General features: G+C 53.5%; 16 protein-coding genes and 1 tRNA gene. 9 read left to right on the top strand and 8 right to left on the bottom strand.

Features of this window, described 5'->3' with window-relative positions; genetic code table 11:
• Positions 1-15 precede the first annotated feature (15 nt).
• From VH187_RS12405 to VH187_RS12395, 3 genes are read left to right on the top strand one after another with little or no spacing between them, the layout of a single operon-like run.
• Entirely contained in the window at positions 16-1,239 is a 1,224-nt protein-coding gene (locus tag VH187_RS12405) for a protein-disulfide reductase DsbD family protein (protein ID WP_329701756.1), read from the top strand.
• A 54-nt stretch (positions 1,240-1,293) separates the two neighbouring features.
• On the top strand, positions 1,294-1,863 hold the full coding sequence (locus VH187_RS12400) for an RNA polymerase sigma factor (RefSeq protein ID WP_329701755.1): 570 nt from the start codon (positions 1,294-1,296) through the stop codon (positions 1,861-1,863).
• Entirely contained in the window at positions 1,850-2,476 is a 627-nt protein-coding gene (locus VH187_RS12395) for an NrsF family protein (protein ID WP_329701754.1), read from the top strand. The genes VH187_RS12400 and VH187_RS12395 overlap by 14 nt, the downstream gene beginning before the upstream one ends.
• A gap of 40 nt (positions 2,477-2,516) precedes the next feature.
• On the opposite strand, the gene VH187_RS12390 is transcribed toward VH187_RS12395, so the two are convergent.
• On the bottom strand, positions 2,517-3,437 hold the full coding sequence (locus VH187_RS12390; protein WP_329701753.1) for a LysR substrate-binding domain-containing protein: 921 nt from the start codon (positions 3,435-3,437) through the stop codon (positions 2,517-2,519).
• A gap of 175 nt (positions 3,438-3,612) precedes the next feature.
• On the opposite strand from VH187_RS12390, the gene VH187_RS12385 reads away from it, so the two are divergent.
• The 4 genes from VH187_RS12385 (at position 3,613) to VH187_RS12370 (ending at position 7,029) form a co-directional block, all read left to right on the top strand.
• Positions 3,613-4,389: an SDR family NAD(P)-dependent oxidoreductase gene (locus tag VH187_RS12385; RefSeq protein ID WP_329701752.1), complete on the top strand. Its 777-nt coding sequence runs from the start codon at positions 3,613-3,615 to the stop codon at positions 4,387-4,389.
• 48 nt (positions 4,390-4,437) lie between these two features.
• A complete protein-coding gene (locus tag VH187_RS12380) occupies positions 4,438-4,938 on the top strand; it encodes an OsmC family protein (RefSeq protein WP_329701751.1) in 501 nt (166 codons plus the stop codon).
• A gap of 69 nt (positions 4,939-5,007) precedes the next feature.
• Positions 5,008-5,343 carry a DUF1294 domain-containing protein gene (locus VH187_RS12375; protein ID WP_329701750.1) on the top strand — a complete coding sequence of 112 codons (336 nt, stop codon included), beginning with the start codon at positions 5,008-5,010 and terminating at the stop codon, positions 5,341-5,343.
• A 555-nt stretch (positions 5,344-5,898) separates the two neighbouring features.
• Positions 5,899-7,029, top strand: a complete 1,131-nt coding sequence (locus tag VH187_RS12370) for a PAAR domain-containing protein (protein ID WP_329701749.1) — start codon at positions 5,899-5,901, stop codon at positions 7,027-7,029.
• Between the two features lie 813 nt (positions 7,030-7,842).
• On the opposite strand, the gene VH187_RS12365 is transcribed toward VH187_RS12370, so the two are convergent.
• Together VH187_RS12365 and actS are read right to left on the bottom strand one after the other, a co-directional pair.
• A tRNA-Gly gene (locus VH187_RS12365) sits at positions 7,843-7,916 on the bottom strand.
• A gap of 93 nt (positions 7,917-8,009) precedes the next feature.
• Positions 8,010-8,744 (bottom strand): amidase activator ActS, encoded by a 735-nt coding sequence (gene actS, locus VH187_RS12360; RefSeq protein ID WP_329701748.1) that lies wholly within the window; start codon positions 8,742-8,744, stop codon positions 8,010-8,012.
• 199 nt (positions 8,745-8,943) lie between these two features.
• Here actS and idi point away from each other — a divergent pair, with 199 nt between their 5' ends.
• Positions 8,944-9,495, top strand: coding sequence for an isopentenyl-diphosphate Delta-isomerase (idi, locus tag VH187_RS12355; RefSeq protein WP_329701747.1), 552 nt, complete (start codon positions 8,944-8,946; stop codon positions 9,493-9,495).
• 78 nt (positions 9,496-9,573) lie between these two features.
• Here the strand turns inward: idi and lysS are convergent, their stop codons facing one another.
• The 5 genes from lysS to xerD all read right to left on the bottom strand — a co-directional run bounded on the left by lysS (position 9,574) and on the right by xerD (position 15,725).
• Complete coding sequence (lysS, locus tag VH187_RS12350) at positions 9,574-11,091, bottom strand: lysine--tRNA ligase (protein WP_329701746.1); 1,518 nt, start codon at positions 11,089-11,091, stop codon at positions 9,574-9,576.
• A gap of 9 nt (positions 11,092-11,100) precedes the next feature.
• Positions 11,101-12,199 (bottom strand): peptide chain release factor 2 gene (gene prfB / locus VH187_RS12345; protein WP_329701745.1). Its coding sequence is split into 2 segments (ribosomal slippage): positions 11,101-12,123 and positions 12,125-12,199, totalling 1,098 coding nucleotides; the frame shifts between segments, so codons are not numbered across the junction.
• A gap of 148 nt (positions 12,200-12,347) precedes the next feature.
• Entirely contained in the window at positions 12,348-14,081 is a 1,734-nt protein-coding gene (recJ, locus tag VH187_RS12340) for a single-stranded-DNA-specific exonuclease RecJ (RefSeq protein ID WP_329701744.1), read from the bottom strand.
• A gap of 3 nt (positions 14,082-14,084) precedes the next feature.
• A complete protein-coding gene (dsbC, locus tag VH187_RS12335) occupies positions 14,085-14,804 on the bottom strand; it encodes a bifunctional protein-disulfide isomerase/oxidoreductase DsbC (protein WP_329701950.1) in 720 nt (239 codons plus the stop codon).
• 24 nt (positions 14,805-14,828) lie between these two features.
• Positions 14,829-15,725 (bottom strand): site-specific tyrosine recombinase XerD, encoded by an 897-nt coding sequence (xerD, locus tag VH187_RS12330; protein ID WP_329701743.1) that lies wholly within the window; start codon positions 15,723-15,725, stop codon positions 14,829-14,831.
• 100 nt (positions 15,726-15,825) lie between these two features.
• On the opposite strand from xerD, the gene fldB reads away from it, so the two are divergent.
• Positions 15,826-16,288 (top strand): flavodoxin FldB (fldB, locus tag VH187_RS12325; protein ID WP_329701742.1); only part of this gene is annotated, 463 nt, incomplete at its 3' end.

Raw genomic sequence — 16,288 nt, 5'->3', positions numbered from 1 at the left:
TGACAGAGACGCGCTATGCTAACCGCCCTGCTCGCCGCCTTCGTAGGCGGCATTATTCTCAACTTTATGCCGTGTGTGTTCCCGGTGATTTCGCTGAAAGCGTTCGGCTTGTTGCGCCATGACGGCGACACCGCCAGCGCCCGCAGCGAAGGTCTGGCATTTCTGCTCGGCGTGATTGTGACCATGATGGCGCTGGCCGGGATTTTACTGGCCGCTCGTGCGGGCGGTGCCGCAGTGGGTTGGGGCTTCCAGCTCCAGTCGCCGCTGGTCATTTCGCTGCTGGCGCTGGTGATTCTCGGCGCAGCGCTGAACCTGCTTGGCGTGTTTGAAGTGGGTTTATCGCTGCAACGTGCCGGAGAAATTTCCTTCGGACGCGGCGCGTTTGTCCGTTCGGCGTTAACGGGCGCGCTGGCGATCATCGTCGCCACGCCGTGTTCTGCGCCGTTTATGGCGAGCGCTATTGGTTACGCGCTGGTGCAACCGGCGGCTGTATCGCTGGCGATTTTCTTCGCCCTGGCATTAGGATTCGCCGCGCCCTTTACGCTGATTTCGCTGTTCCCTGCATTGGCAAAACGCCTGCCAAGACCGGGCGCATGGATGAATACACTCAAGCATGTGCTGGCTTTTCCGATGCTCGCCGCGTTTGCCTGGCTGGTATGGGTTCTGGCGCAGCAAGCGGGAACCACTGCACTCGGCGTGCTGTTAGCGGGTTCTGTTATCCTGAGTTTTACCGCGTGGCTGTATGGTATCGCGCAACGGCGGCATCTGGCAGGACGCGGTTATCGGGTGATGTATGCGGTGACAGCGGTGCTGTTAGTCGCGATCCTCGCCCCGCTTCCCGCCGTAATGAAACCTGTCGCTAGTGTCGAAACCACCGCCAGCAGTGCGCCAATCAAATGGACACCGCAGACGCTGGCAGAACAGCGCGGGCATGGCAAAGCCATTTTCGTCAACTTTACCGCCTCGTGGTGCATTACGTGCCAAGTGAACGACAAAACTTCGCTGTCGACTCAGGCCGTAAAAGACGCACTGGCGCGTACCGGCACGCTGTATATGGTGGCAGATTCGACTAAATTTAATCCTGATGTCGATGATGCGCTTAGCCAATTTGGTCAGGGTGGATTGCCGATGTATGTGGTGTATCCTGCCGACGGTGGCGCACCGAAAGTGTTGCCTCAGGTTTTGACCCCGAGCATCGTGGTCAACGCCCTCAATCAGGCGGCCGGGAAAAAGGCGTAATGTCCGAAGCGGCAGCGCGCCTGAACGTTCCGGCGTCATGCAGCAAGGCGAAATATGGGTAAGGTGGAAGTCCCGCGCGAACAGTGGCCCGCATTTATGGCACGCGCTCAGGCGGGGGATCGTCAGGCGTATACGCAACTGTTGCAGACGCTGGTGCCGGTCATTCGCGCGATTGTCCGCAAACAGGTGGACGACGAGGTGTTAACCGAAGACGTGATTCAGGAGGTGCTGCTCACCCTGCACCGGATCCGTCACACCTACGATCCCGCCAGCCCTTTTCTGCCGTGGCTGATGGCGATTTCTCAGGCCCGAGCCATTGATGCTTTGCGCCGACGCGGACGTCGCGATCGCCGGGAAGTCGTGGAGGATGAAACCTCGCTTAACGTCGCGGATAACGCCCTGGCACTGCGTACTGAGAGGCTGGATGTCGGCGAAGAGCTGGATGGTTTTCTGAATCAACTGCCCGCCCGCCAGCGGCAACTGGTGGAACACGTACATTTGCAGGAAATGAGCCTCGTCGAAGCGGCGCAGGCGAATAACCTGACGGTGTCTGCTGTGAAGTCCTTGTTACATCGGGCGTTAAACAATCTGCGCCGTTATGGAGCCAGTCATGGACAGTCATGATGCTTTGATTGAAAAACTGAGCCGTTCCGCAGTACCGGTGAAACGCACACAACCGGTACGCTGGCGCGTAATAAGCTGGGTATTGATGGCTTTGCCTGCCGGAGTGTTAGCGAGTTTGCTGCTGCAACGGGCCGCTACGGATTGGTCTCAGCCTGGCGCTGAGTGGGCGTTGGCACAACTGGCGCTGGCCTTTTCGATGGGATTGTTAGCCATCAACGCCGCGTTCACCAGCAGCATTGCAGGCCGTCGTCCTCTCAGAATGCGCTGGCTGGCTGCGTTAGCCGTGGTCTGGCTGGTTTCGGTGTTGGTGAACATAGGTCACCCGCCCCTGTCTGCCAACAGCCTGCATGACACCCGTTGCTACACCTTCATGGTCACCGTGAGCGTACCCATGATTGCGCTGGCGATAGGGTATCTGCGTCGGACGCGCACGCTCAGCCCCCTGCGCAGTCTGACGTTATCCGGAGTGGGCATATCAGCGATGGCGCTGACGCTGCTGGCGTTTTGCCATCCGGTACATCTGCATCCTGAGGATTTCCTGATGCATCTGGCTGCAATTGCCACGATAGTTGGCGTAACCGTTACGCTGGGCTGGCGTTGGGTTAGCGCATAATGGTTCGGCGCTTTGATGCCTTCGCTTATAGATAGATTTTCTATGTTGCCTGACTTTCTGCCAGCACATCTTCCACCAGCCAGTCGTGAAGCAGGCGAACTTCCGGGCGCATGAGGGTGTGCTTTGGCGTGACGATGAAGTAAGACCAGGTCAGCGGCCAACGATGGTCAGGATGAAGCTGCGATAACTGCCCCGTTTCAATCAACGCTTTTACCAGAGCAAGGCGCACAATAGCCACGCCGCGCCCACTCAGCGCCGCGAGGATCACTGCCGATGTAGAGTTGATATGCAGCCCACTTTCCCGCGCTTCCGGTGCATTCAGCGTTTTGAGCACCTCTTCCCAGGATGGAAAATTCGCGCCCGGATGTGGCGTGTCATCGTGAATCAGCTTTTGTTCTGCCAGCCAGTCACAGCAGGCCGTTTTCTCAGGTTGCACTAACCGAGGACTACAGACCAGCACCACTTCTTCATCCATCAGCCAGGTTTTATCGACGCCCGGCCAGTCACCCTGCCCACAACGTATCCCCAAATCCGCTTCACCGTGGGAGACATCCATCAGCTTTTCCGTCACATCAAGGCGTAAATCAATTTGCTCATGTACTTCCGAAAAGCGGTTCAATCGCTCCATTAACCAGTTCATCACCAGCACTTGTGAAGCCGTTAATACGACAACCGTTCGGGCGCGACGACCACGCAATTTATTCAGACCAATTTCCAGTTTATCCAGCCCTTGGGTGATGTCCTGTAACGCATCCTGTGCCTCGCTGACCAGCGTCAGCCGCTCTTTACCGGAACGCGTGCGATGCAATAACGGATGCCCGACCCAATCTTCCAGCGCACGCACCAGTTGCCCAACAGCCGCAGGCGTGACGCCCATTTCCTGCGCCGCACCGGTAAAGCTGCCGTGGCGGGCCGTGGCCTCAAACGCGTGTAGCCATTTAAGGCGGTTTAACGATCGCATTGTGCTCTCCAACAAAGATGTCTGTTATCAGTATACGCCACCGAGATAGATTTTCTTTCTTGCTACGCAATTTCTTCTGATTCGTCAACATCGTTGCCCAGTGGCATTCTGGCTCCACACGATGAGGGGCGACGCTCCTTACACATCACTTTCACTGAGATTGAAGAGGTTTACGATGAGCGCAACATTCAGCGGTAAAAAATTATTAGTGGTTGGCGGCACCAGCGGTATGGGTTTTGAAACCGCGAAACTGGTAATAAAAAATGGCGGCAGCGTGGTGCTGGTCGGTAATCGTCAGTATAAAGCCGAGCAGGCTCGTCAGACGCTCGCCGCTGACGGGCAGGTGTCGATTATCGTCGCTAACCTGATGACCGAAGAAGGCATGCAACATGTCGTGGATGTCCTCAATGCGGAACACAAAGACATCAGCCTGCTGGTGAACGCCGCCGGGGTGTTCTTCCCGAAACCGTTTACCGAGCACGAAATGGCCGACTACGACATGTATATGAGCATCAACCGTGCGACCTTCTTTATTACCCGAGATATAGTGCGCAATATGGTCGCGGCGGGTATCAAAGGCTCTATTGTTAACATCGGTTCGATGTGGGCGCAGCAGGCAATCGGCGCAACGCCGTCTTCTGCTTACTCGATGGCAAAAGCAGGTCTGCATGCGTTGACCAAAAACCTGGCAATCGAGCTTGGTGGAAATGGCATTCGTGTGAATGCCGTTTCTCCGGCGGTGGTTCACACCCCAATTTACGAAGGTTTCATTGCCAAAGAGGACGTAAAAGACGTGATGACCAGCTTCGACAGCTTCCACCCGATTGGCCGCGTGGGTACTCCGGCAGATATCGCCGAAACCGTGGCGTTCCTGCTGTCAGATAAAGCAGGCTGGGTGACTGGCGCTATCTGGGATATCGACGGTGGTGTGATGGCCGGCCGTAACGCCTGATGAAGATAACGCACGTGTCGCAAGGCGCGTGCGGCTCAGGAGGCCACAATGAAAAACGACGTTGCAGGCTATGAGATTGTGACGAGGTGGCGCGGCGGTATGGCGAGTGAGTCAAACTGCCGTGAAAACCGTGTCGACGGGCAACCACAGTCGTCGGTACAACACGTTATTTATGCAGATGAACCCCAAGCTCTGGGCGGAAAAAACAGCGCCCCTTCCCCACAAGAACTGCTGCTCGCCGCCTTCAATGCCTGCATGACAGCGGTGTTTGCAGGGGTTGCTCAACGCGAAGGGATCGCGCTCTCGCGTCTGGAAATTCAGACCACTGGCAACTTTCGGCTTACCCCGTATGAATCCCTCCCTTTTGTGGAAAACGAAATGCCGGATTCCGTCCGATATCTGATTCGCGTCAGTGGCGACGGCAGTATCGCGCAGTTCGATAACATTCATCGCAGCGTGATTGCCACCTCTCCTACTCGAGGAATACTGGCGCAGAACATGACGGTTGAAGGCGACATGGTGGTTGAATCACATCTGACGACAGGCTGAAATACAGGATTTTGAAAGGACGATAAAAAGAGGGCAAAATACCCTCTTTCGTCAAACTGTAGCCAAAGCATGTATCTCAATCGTCTCTGTTATTTACTTCTCATTCTGGCAGCCGCAGGCAGTGTTTATCTGCCTCATCCGTTAGCAACATGGTTTATATCCGCTAATCTGCTGACGCTGCTCATTTATGGCGTGGACAAACTGGCCGCCTGCAAATCCTGGCGCAGGATCCCGGAAACCACCCTACTTCTATTTGGTGTCGTCGGTGGATGGCCTGCCGCAATTCTCGGTCAGCAACTATTTCACCACAAAAAACAAAAACAGCCGTTCAGGACTTATTTTTATACCAGCGTGGTGGCGAATGTTTTGGTCGTTGTGGCTGCTTATCAGATGGTTATTCGTTAGGGGTAGTAAATATTATGAAGGGGCCGCGTTGAACATTTGGAGCGGGCGAAGGGAATCGAATAAAAAACCCACCACACCTCTTCAAGAGGCTGATAGATAACAATATTTCTATCGGCGCAGGCAACTAATTACGTGATAATAGAGGATCATTATCGTGCCAATCAAGGACCAGGCGTACTTATATAAGCGGAAAGATGGCATACCAGATCGCAACCCGTTCCATTGTAAGTATCCCTGTAAAACGGCCCATTCACTTGTATAGATCATTGCCGTTGTAGGCAGATACGGACACAGAAATACAGAGCAGCCCACCGAAGACCCAATTTTTATTCATAGGATAAACTTTTAACCAACAATTCATTTTCGATTGGCTAAAAATATACAATGCAACTGGGCCTTACGACAAATATGCAGGTTATTTTTTAGTTTATTAAGCGTGAGTTAATCCTAGCTTTAACCACACTTACATCAATGATTTTGTTACATCTGATCGTTTACTCACCAACTTTGATTACGTACACTTTCCTTGTGGACTTATAAGCAACATAAGGATGAATGGCTATTGGTCATTTTTTATTTAGAGGTGACAAGACAGCTTGCAGTGGTAGGATTCTTGAAGGATTCCCCGATCATCAATTTTTCGATAAAGATATGGCATGTGAAGGCCATCAAGTAACCTGTGGTAAACATCCAGGCCGTTACCGTATCTGTGGCGGTCTTGATACCGATGATATACATGGCAAAAGGATTGCCGGAACACTGCACAGCCGTAGCTCGTGCCCTTGCAAATCACGTTTCATTCCTTCCATCAATGACACTTACGAATTTTCCACTGGTCCAGCGAAAGCCGACACAACCCAATCTCACATCGTTGATTTTCCCGTTCTCCCCGGCCCGATTGCAGATCCTAAAACTGATAGCTTTGCTGCCACCTGCAAGCCAGAAGATAATCCGTTATTGAACGGTGTTTATATCTGGACTGAAACAACGGGCGCAGGGCATGCTTTCGTATCTGTACACCAGAACAATTCAATCTACGTTTATACATACGGGCGCTTTGGTCGAAAAGGTCCAGCCACATTAACAGGCGATGGAATTCTTAACTTCCTTACTGGCGATGATGCACGTCTTTACTACCGTCAAGAACTCTACAAAGTTCAGGCGAAAGTATTCCAGATAGATGATGTTACACCAGTAGAAACTCGCCATATTTTTGAAACTTTATGGAACTCTGGCAATACACCTATTTTCACAGAGAAAATGGGTGATCGCACCAAGCGGCGCGGAAAAGTGATTGATGTTTATGATCTCACTGGTAGCAACTGCACCACGCATACGGTGCAAGCAATCCAAGAGGCAGGAACTAAAATCTTCGATACCAGCTACAAATCGACAACAACACAGCTTCCTATCGACGGTGAAGAAGATTTCACTATTCCGGTATCCTTACAACGCTATTTGATGGAAAAGAGCGGTGATCTGTCTTCAATGAACGTTATGGAAGTAACTAACAACTTCAAGGAACAGTATCCGAATACCGAAAATTTCAAGCCAAATACCGAAGGCCGTACAGAAAAAATAGAAGGAGAGCTTGCAAATAGTGCGTCAACGGTTGGCTCATCTTCTGGTTATTCTGGCGGTACAATTGGCGGTGTTTTAGGTGGTTCATATGACATTGACGAGTAGTACTAAAACGATTCTCCGATGGGGGGGCATAATCACAACCTCACTCATATACTTGGCATCCGTGTTAGTTAGCGTATTGGATTATGGGATAACGCGAAAATACACTGACATACTCAACGATAAGGCTATCACCGTTGAAGCCTGTAATGCCGTGGTTACCGAATTTGATCAGTATTATGGCAGACTGATTGATGTTTCTCTTTTCGGATATATTATTTCTACCGTGCTAATCCTCATCATTTTCAAGAAAGTGAGATGACCGCCAAAGGCTGGAATCCTCCAGCCTTTTCTCCTTCCATGATTTCAGACAATAGCAGCCAATAAGCCCGTTGGTGGTAAGACAACGTGCGGAGCGTAGCGACTTCATCGGGGATATGTCAGACAGTGAAGTTTATCAGGATCGCCGTGTACCCTTTCGGGAGCGTGGCTGAGACGCTGGCAGAGCCTGCATTTCGTGTGCAGGTACGAACACCACCATAAACCTGTTTATTCCCTGCAACGTCATCACGACGTGTGGCATGTGGGAGCATCGGCAAAAATGCGCTTCACTGTAAGGTTATGAGAATCAATGCCTGGATCAGGCTTTGCCTTCACGTTGTGCTATCGCGGTGTGAGGGTTGGAACTGCCGCCGCCGAATAGTTATACTCTCATTTCCATGTAACTATCCGTGACAACTAACAGTGTACCCCCCCATTGGTACTTCGTCGTTCAATGGTAGAACGTTGAAAAACAACATATGACAAGTAAGTTGTTGATAGCTAAACACATTAAAGCGAACTATTGGCGGTGTTTTGCAACAATGGGAGAGATTCTGGAGCGGGCGAAGGGAATCGAACCCTCGTATAGAGCTTGGGAAGCTCTCGTTCTACCATTGAACTACGCCCGCAAAAGGCATGCCCGCGAAAGGGGTGAAGGCATTATAGGCTTAACGCCTTCACTGGCAACCCTTACTGAGATTAAATGGCGATAAAATAACCGCTTAGCACTTCGGCTTGCTACCCTGCGGTGGCAAATAGCGTAGTGGATCGATGGCGGTAGCGCGGTAGCGGATCTGGAAATGCAGCTTCACCGAATCGGCATCACTGCTGCCCATCGTTGCGATCTGCTGGCCGATTTTCACCGACTGTCCGTTATTCACCATCATCTTGTCGTTGTGCGCATAAGCGGTGATGTAATCCTCATTGTGCTTAATCATGATCAGATTACCGTAGCCGCGCAGCTGATTACCGACGTACACCACTTTTCCCGCGCCAGAAGCATAGACTGGCTGGCCGCGAGAGCCTGCGATATCAATCCCTTTATTACCGCCATCAGCCGTTGAATAGCGCAGCACAACTTTACCGCTCGTCGGCCAACGCCAGCAGCGTTGCCCGACCGGTGGCCATGAGGATTGAGGCACAGCAGACGATGGCGTCACTTTTGCCGTTTTCGTACTGCCTGAGGATTTCTTCGAACTGCCCTGCACTTTCAGCCGCTGCCCTATTTCGATGGTATACGGCGGAGAAATACCGTTCATCCGGGCAAGATCTCGCACGCTGGTGCCTGTCATGCGAGAGATTCGGGACAACGTGTCACCCCGTTTAACCGTGTACACCGATCCGCTATAGCTTCCCTCGGATCCTGATTTATTACCGGAACAGCCAGCCAACATCAGCCCAATAAACAGGCACAGTAAAAGGCGTAAAGGGTTTTTCATCAGGCGTCCTGCTCTCAAAACGAGTCCTCGGTATCGGTCAATCAGATGACACATCATACCAGTCATAGCCCGTATGCCAATGTTTAGCACGCGTTTAAATCGATTGGTTTTAGCAAGAAACATCTCAGTTGAGATACCGCTGCGAGCTTAATTCGTTCACGCACTTTGGCGTATAATGAAACGCCCCGTGAACTGGGAAGGTACATCCGGAGAGGTTATGAGCAAGCAAGAACACGTCATTCTGGTTAATGAGCAGGGAGAAATCCTCGGGACGCAAGAGAAGTATGCCGCCCATTCAACCTCCACACCGCTGCATTTGGCGTTCTCCTGCTGGTTATTCAACTCACACGGTGAAATGCTGTTGACTCGTCGGGCGTTGTGCAAAAAAGCGTGGCCGGGCGTCTGGACTAACTCCGTCTGTGGTCATCCACAACTGAACGAAACGACTGAACAGGCGATTATTCGCCGCTGTCGCTATGAAGTTGGCGCTGACTTACAAGACATCACCCCCGTTTACCCAGAATTCGACTACCGGGAATCCGACAACTCCGGCATCGTAGAAAACGAGATCTGCCCTGTTTTTGCAGCCCGGGTGACGAATGAACTGACGCTTAACCGGGAAGAAGTGATGGAAGCCAAATGGCTGAGCCTCGGCAATTTACGCCAGGCGGTAGAGTCTGCACCGTTCCTGTTTAGCCCTTGGCTGGTGTTGCAGTTAAACCACATTCCGGCCTGGAAAAAACTCCAGCGATTTGCTAAAGCCGAATAATTCAGACGAAAAAAAGCCCGATGGCAACAGCAATCGGGCTTTTTATACCGAAGACATAAGTCTCCGGTCAGTGTCGACTTATTTGGTCGGACGCATTGCCGGGAAGAGGATAACGTCGCGGATGGTGTGGCTGTTAGTAAACAGCATAACCATACGGTCGATACCGATACCCAAACCCGCTGTCGGCGGCAAACCGTGCTCCAGTGCGGTCACGTAGTCTTCGTCGAAGAACATCGCTTCATCATCACCTGCTGCTTTCGCATCAACCTGATCCTGGAAGCGCTGCGCCTGATCTTCTGCATCGTTCAGCTCGCTAAAGCCGTTGCCGATTTCACGGCCACCAATGAAGAATTCAAAGCGATCGGTTATCTCCGGGTTTTCGTCGTTACGACGCGCCAGCGGAGACACTTCTGCCGGATATTCAGTGATGAAGGTCGGCTGAATCAGGTGCGCTTCTGCCACTTCTTCAAAGATCTCGGTTACGGTACGACCCAGACCCCAGCTCTTCTCGACTTTGATGCCAATTTCAGCCGCAATAGCTTTCGCTGCATCGAAGTTATCCAGATCGGCCATATTGGTTTCTGGACGATATTTTTTGATCGCTTCACGCATGGTCAGCTTAGCGAATGGCTTACCAAAGTCGAACGTCTGCTCGCCGTAAGGCACTTCGGTTTTGCCGAGAATGTCTTGTGCCAGTGTACGGAACAGGGACTCCGTCAGCTCGATCAGGTCTTTGTAGTCCGCATAAGCCATATAGAGTTCCATCATGGTGAACTCTGGGTTATGGCGTACGGAGATGCCTTCGTTACGGAAGTTACGGTTGATTTCGAACACGCGATCGAAACCACCCACCACCAGACGCTTCAAATACAGTTCCGGCGCGATGCGCAGGTACATGTCGAGGTCCAGGGCATTGTGATGGGTGATGAAGGGACGCGCAGACGCGCCACCCGGGATCACCTGCATCATCGGGGTTTCCACTTCCATAAAGTCACGGCCAACCATGAACTGACGGATGCCAGCCATAATTTGGGAGCGAATTTTAAAGGTGTTGCGGGAATCATCGTTAGAGATGAGATCCAGATAACGCTGACGGTAACGCGCTTCCTGATCCTGCAAACCGTGGAATTTGTCTGGCAACGGGCGCAGGGCTTTGGTCAGCAAACGCAATTCTGTGCAGTGGATAGAAAGCTCACCGGTTTTGGTTTTGAACAGCTTACCTTTCGCGCCAAGGATATCGCCCAGATCCCATTTTTTGAACTGTTCGTTGTAGATGCCTTCGGCCAGATCGTCGCGGGAAACGTACAGCTGAATACGGCCGCCCACGTCCTGAAGGGTCACGAAGGAGGCTTTACCCATAATACGGCGGGTCATCATACGGCCAGCAACGGTGACTTCGACGTTCAGCGCTTCCAGTTCTTCATTTTCTTTGCCGTCAAATTCGGCATGCAGCTGGTCGGAGGTATGGTCACGACGGAAATCATTCGGGAAAGCGATGCCCTGCTCACGCAGCGCGGCCAGCTTCTCACGACGGGATTTCAATTCGTTATTCAGGTCGACGACTTCTTCAGCGCGCGGTGCTTGTTGTTCAGACATGTTGGTTCCTCATAACCCTGCTTTCAAACTTGCTTCGATAAATTGATCAAGGCTGCCGTCCAGTACCGCTTGCGTGTTACGGGTTTCAACCCCGGTACGCAAATCTTTGATACGGGAATCGTCCAGTACGTATGAACGAATCTGACTGCCCCAGCCAATATCTGATTTATTTTCTTCCGCCGCCTGCTTCTCAGCATTTTTCTTCTGCATTTCAAGCTCATACAGCTTCGCTTTCATCTGCTTCATGGCCTGATCTTTGTTCTTATGCTGCGAACGGTCGTTCTGGCACTGGGTCACGGTGTTGGTTGGAATGTGGGTAATACGCACCGCAGATTCCGTACGGTTAACGTGCTGACCACCTGCGCCTGACGCACGATACACGTCGATGCGCAGATCCGCCGGGTTGATGTCGATATCAATGTCGTCATCCACTTCCGGATAGACGAAGGCGGAGCTAAAGGAAGTGTGGCGACGGCCACCGGAGTCAAACGGACTCTTACGAACCAGGCGGTGTACGCCGGTTTCGGTGCGCAGCCAGCCAAAGGCGTATTCGCCCTGAATGCGGATAGTGACGGATTTGATGCCCGCGACTTCGCCCTCAGACTCTTCAATAATTTCGGTTTTAAACCCGCGGGATTCAGCCCAGCGCAGATACATACGCATCAGCATGCTTGCCCAGTCCTGCGCTTCAGTACCGCCGGAGCCTGCCTGGATGTCGATATAGCAGTCGGCGCTGTCGTACTCGCCGGAGAACATGCGGCGGAATTCAAGCTGGGCCAGTTTGGCATCGAGCTGGTCTAACTCAACAACGGCTTCGTTGAAGGTTTCTTCGTCGTCGGCTTCAATCGCCAGTTCCAGCAGGCCGGACACGTCTTCCAGCCCCTGCGTCATCTGATCTAAAGTGTCGACGATCGCTTCCAGCGCGGAACGCTCTTTACCCAACGCCTGTGCGCGCTCAGGTTCATTCCACACGTCAGGCTGTTCCAGCTCGGCGTTTACCTCTTCGAGGCGTTCTTTCTTGGCATCGTAGTCAAAGATACCCCCTAAGAACGTCGCTGCGCTCTGTGAGGTCCTGGATGCGGTTTTTTACCGGGTTAATTTCAAACATGTGTCATATCTTATGTTGGGGACTAAGACGAAAATGCGGTCATAAACCGGAAAGTTTACCGGAATTATGCCCCATTTTATAGCACTGGTTGCTCGCATTCCGACGAGCTGCGGAAGCCGATATTCCGCGGTAACTTCAGACCGGCGGGCTAGATTGGCCAGATGTGATCGATAAGCAGCTGCACGCTTCGATTACCGCGAAACTCATTCACATCCAGCTTGAACGCCAGTTCGACTTCGCGCACGCCGTTATCCGGCCAGCGGGTGGTATCGACGTTGAAAGCGATCCCGTCCAGCAGCGGGCCACCGCCTAGCGGCTCAACCATCACCTTCAGATGCCTTTCGCCCACCAGACGCTGTTGCAGCAGCCTGAACCTGCCGTCGAACAACGGCTCCGGGAACATTTGTCCCCAGGGCCCGGCATCACGGAGCATCTCGGCGATTTCCAGCGTCATTTCCTGCGCCGAAAGTACGCCGTCCGACCAGATTTCACCCTGCAACAGCGCCGGATCAAGCCACTCGCCGACCAGCTCACCAAAACGCTGGCGAAACTCATCGAAGCGCGCCTCTTCCAGCGACAAACCTGCCGCCATCGCATGGCCGCCGAACTTGAGCATGAGCCCAGGGTTCAGGGTATCCAGTCGTTCAAGCGCATCGCGCATATGCAGCCCCTGAATCGAGCGCCCGGAGCCTTTAAGCGTGCCGTCCCCCGCCGGAGCGAAAGCAATCACCGGCCGGTTAAAACGCTCTTTAATACGCGAAGCCAGAATGCCGACCACCCCCTGATGCCACTCCGGGTGATACATGGCGAGCCCATAAGGCAGCGTTTCGTTGCCGTGCTCAAGCTTTTCGCACAGCGTCAGGGCTTCCGCCTGCATGCCCTGCTCAATCTCTTTGCGCGTCTGGTTTAGCGCATCGAGCTCATTAGCCAGCATGCGCGCCTCGCCAATATTTTCGCTGAGCAGAAGAGCCACGCCGACGGACATGTCGTCCAGGCGACCCGCCGCGTTTAACCTTGGCCCGAGAGCGAAGCCCAGATCGCTGGCCGCAAGCTTGTGCGGTTCACGGTTAGCGACCTCAAGCAGCGCACGAATGCCCGGCCGACATTTACCGGCACGAATGCGGCTCAGGCCTTGCCAGGTCAGAATGCGGTTGTTGGTATCCAGCGGCACCACGTCGGCCACCGTGCCAAGCGCGACGAGGTCGAGCAGCTCGGCCAGATTTGGCATAGCCAGCCCCTGCTGTTCAAACCAGCCGCAGCCGCGCAGGTGCGCGCGCAGGGCCAGCATTAGGTAAAATGCTACGCCAACGCCCGCGAGAGATTTAGATGGAAATTCGCAGTCCACCAGATTGGGGTTGATGATTGCTTCCGCCGCAGGCAGCTCAGGCCCCGGCAGGTGATGGTCGGTAATAACGACCGGAATGCCAAGTTCGTGCGCGCGTTCAACTCCGCTGAGCGAAGAAATGCCGTTATCGACGGTCAAAATCAGCTGTGCGCCACGAGCATGGGCCTGATCGACGACCTCGGGGCTTAAACCGTAGCCATCTTCAAAGCGGTTCGGTACCAGATAACTGACGTTTGTGCCGCCCAGGCTGCGCAGGGCAAGCACGCTTAGCGCCGTGCTGGTTGCGCCGTCGGCATCAAAATCACCGACGATAATAATGCGCAGCCCTTCACGAAAGGCGTTATGCAGAATGTCAACGGCCCTATCCATGCCGTTCAGCTGCTGCCAGGGAAGCATCCCCTTCACGCTGCGCTCCAGATCCTGTTCACCGCGCACTCCGCGACTGGCGTAGAGACGTTTTAGCAGCGGCGGCAGGCCCGCCGGCAGCACCACCGAATCATCCACGACCCGGCGGCGAAGTTGCGTTTGCTTTTTCACCCGTTATTGACCGCTTACTTTGCTCAACTGCTGGTGCGCATCCAGCATTTGCTTCATTTCTTTCGGCCCCTGATAGCCAGGGATCACCGTGCCGTTGCTCAGGACGATAGCCGGGGTCCCCTGCACGCCGAACTGCACGCCCAGGTTGTAATGGTTCGCGATATCGGTAGCGCAGGTTGCGGAAGCCACCGCGTCGCCTTTCATCGCGGCGTCGAAGGCTTTATTACGATCTTTGGCGCACCAGATTGACTTCATATCGCTTTCGGCCTGGCTTTGCAGCCCCTGGCGCGGGAAGGCAAGATAACGCACGGTGATACCCAGCGCGTTGTAATCTTTAATCTCTTCATGCAGCTTATGGCAGTAGCCGCAGGTGATGTCGGTGAAGACGGTAATAACGTGTTTTTCCTGCGGCGCTTTATAGACGATCATCTCTTTCTCAAGCGCGTTCAGCTTGCCGACCAGCAGCTGGTTGGTGACGTTAACCGGCTGCGCACCGCTGACGTCATAAAGCGGCCCCTGAATAATATGTTTGCCGTCTTCCGTCACGTACAGCACGCCGCTGTCGGTCAGCACGGTTTTCATACCGGCCACAGGAGCAGACTGAATATCCGCGTTCTGCACGCCAAGCTTCGCCAGGGACTGTTTGATCGCCGCATCGTCAGCGTGAGCAAAACCGGAGACGGACGCTGCCAACAGAGAGAGCAGCAAAATACCTTTTTTCATCATGATTCCTTTATCTTCTGGCACTCACGCCCGTGGGTGGTGCTGTTGATGCAGCTGACGCAGACGTTCCGTCGCTACATGAGTGTAAATCTGGGTTGTCGACAAATCGCTGTGCCCTAACAGCATCTGTACGACACGCAAATCCGCGCCGTGGTTCAGCAGGTGCGTGGCAAAAGCATGGCGCAGAACGTGCGGTGAGAGCTTCGCGCTATCAATACCCGCAATCTGCGCATAGTGCTTGATGCGGTGCCAGAACGTTTGTCTGGTCATCTGCTGCGCCCGCTGGCTGGGAAATAAAACGTCAATCGACTGGCCGTTTAGCAGCCACGGACGCCCGTGCTCCAGGTAATTCTCGAGCCAGTAAACTGCCTCTTCACCCAGCGGCACCAGGCGCTCTTTGTTGCCTTTACCTATGACCCGCACCACGCCCTGCCGCAGGCTGATATCGCTCATCGACAGGCCAACCAGCTCTGACACGCGTAGCCCGGTAGCATACAACAATTCCAGCATGGCTTTATCGCGCAGCTCAATTGGCTGATCCAGGCAGGGTGCCTGCAGCAGCCTGTCTACCTGCGCCTCGCTGAGATCCTTCGGCAGCCGCTGCGGCAATTTAGGAGATGAAAGCATCGCGCTTGGGTCATCCTGGCGGGATTTCTCCCGATAAAGATACTGGAACAAACGGCGGATGGCGCTCAGCATACGTGCTGAACTGGTGGCTTTGTAGCCGCCCTCCAGGCGTTCGGCAAACAGCGATTGAAGGTCGCCAGTCTGCACGGTTAGCAAGGTTAAATCATGCCTGTCTAACCACTCCACAACCATTTTCAAATCCCTGCGATACGCGCTGAGCGTATTCTCCGCCAGGTTTTTCTCAAGCCAAAGCGCATCGAGAAACTGTTCGATACGTGCCAGATCCTGTTCCACTAGAGCCTCGCTTTTGGTGAATTGTGTCCATTATGCATGATGCACAATCGAATCTGATACACTTGCCAGCCTGCACGTTATTACATGAGTTGTTATCGCTATGAACATTGGCCTTTTTTATGGCTCCAGCACCTGCTACACGGAAATGGCTGCCGAAAAAATTCGTGACATCATCGGCCCGGAGCTGGTGACGCTGCACAATCTGAAAGATGATGCTCCGTCGATGATGGAACAGTACGATGTGCTGATCCTCGGTATCCCAACCTGGGATTTTGGCGAGCTGCAGGAAGACTGGGAAGCCGTCTGGGATCAGTTGGATAACCTGAATCTGGCGGGCAAACCCGTCGCGCTTTACGGCATGGGCGACCAGCTTGGCTACGGCGAATGGTTCCTCGACGCGCTGGGCATGCTGCACGACAAACTGGCTTTACGTGGCGCACAGTTTATTGGTTACTGGCCGACCGAAGGCTATGAGTTCACCAGCCCAAAACCGGTTATCGCGGACGGGCAACTGTTCGTTGGCCTGGCGCTGGATGAAACCAATCAGTACGACCTCAGCGACG

It is taken from the genome of Scandinavium sp. (genome assembly GCF_036271055.1).
In the GTDB taxonomy this organism is placed as follows: Bacteria; Pseudomonadota; Gammaproteobacteria; order Enterobacterales; family Enterobacteriaceae; genus Scandinavium.
Note: the sequence above shows the minus strand (reverse complement) of the source record. Positions and strands in the feature narration are given on the sequence as shown.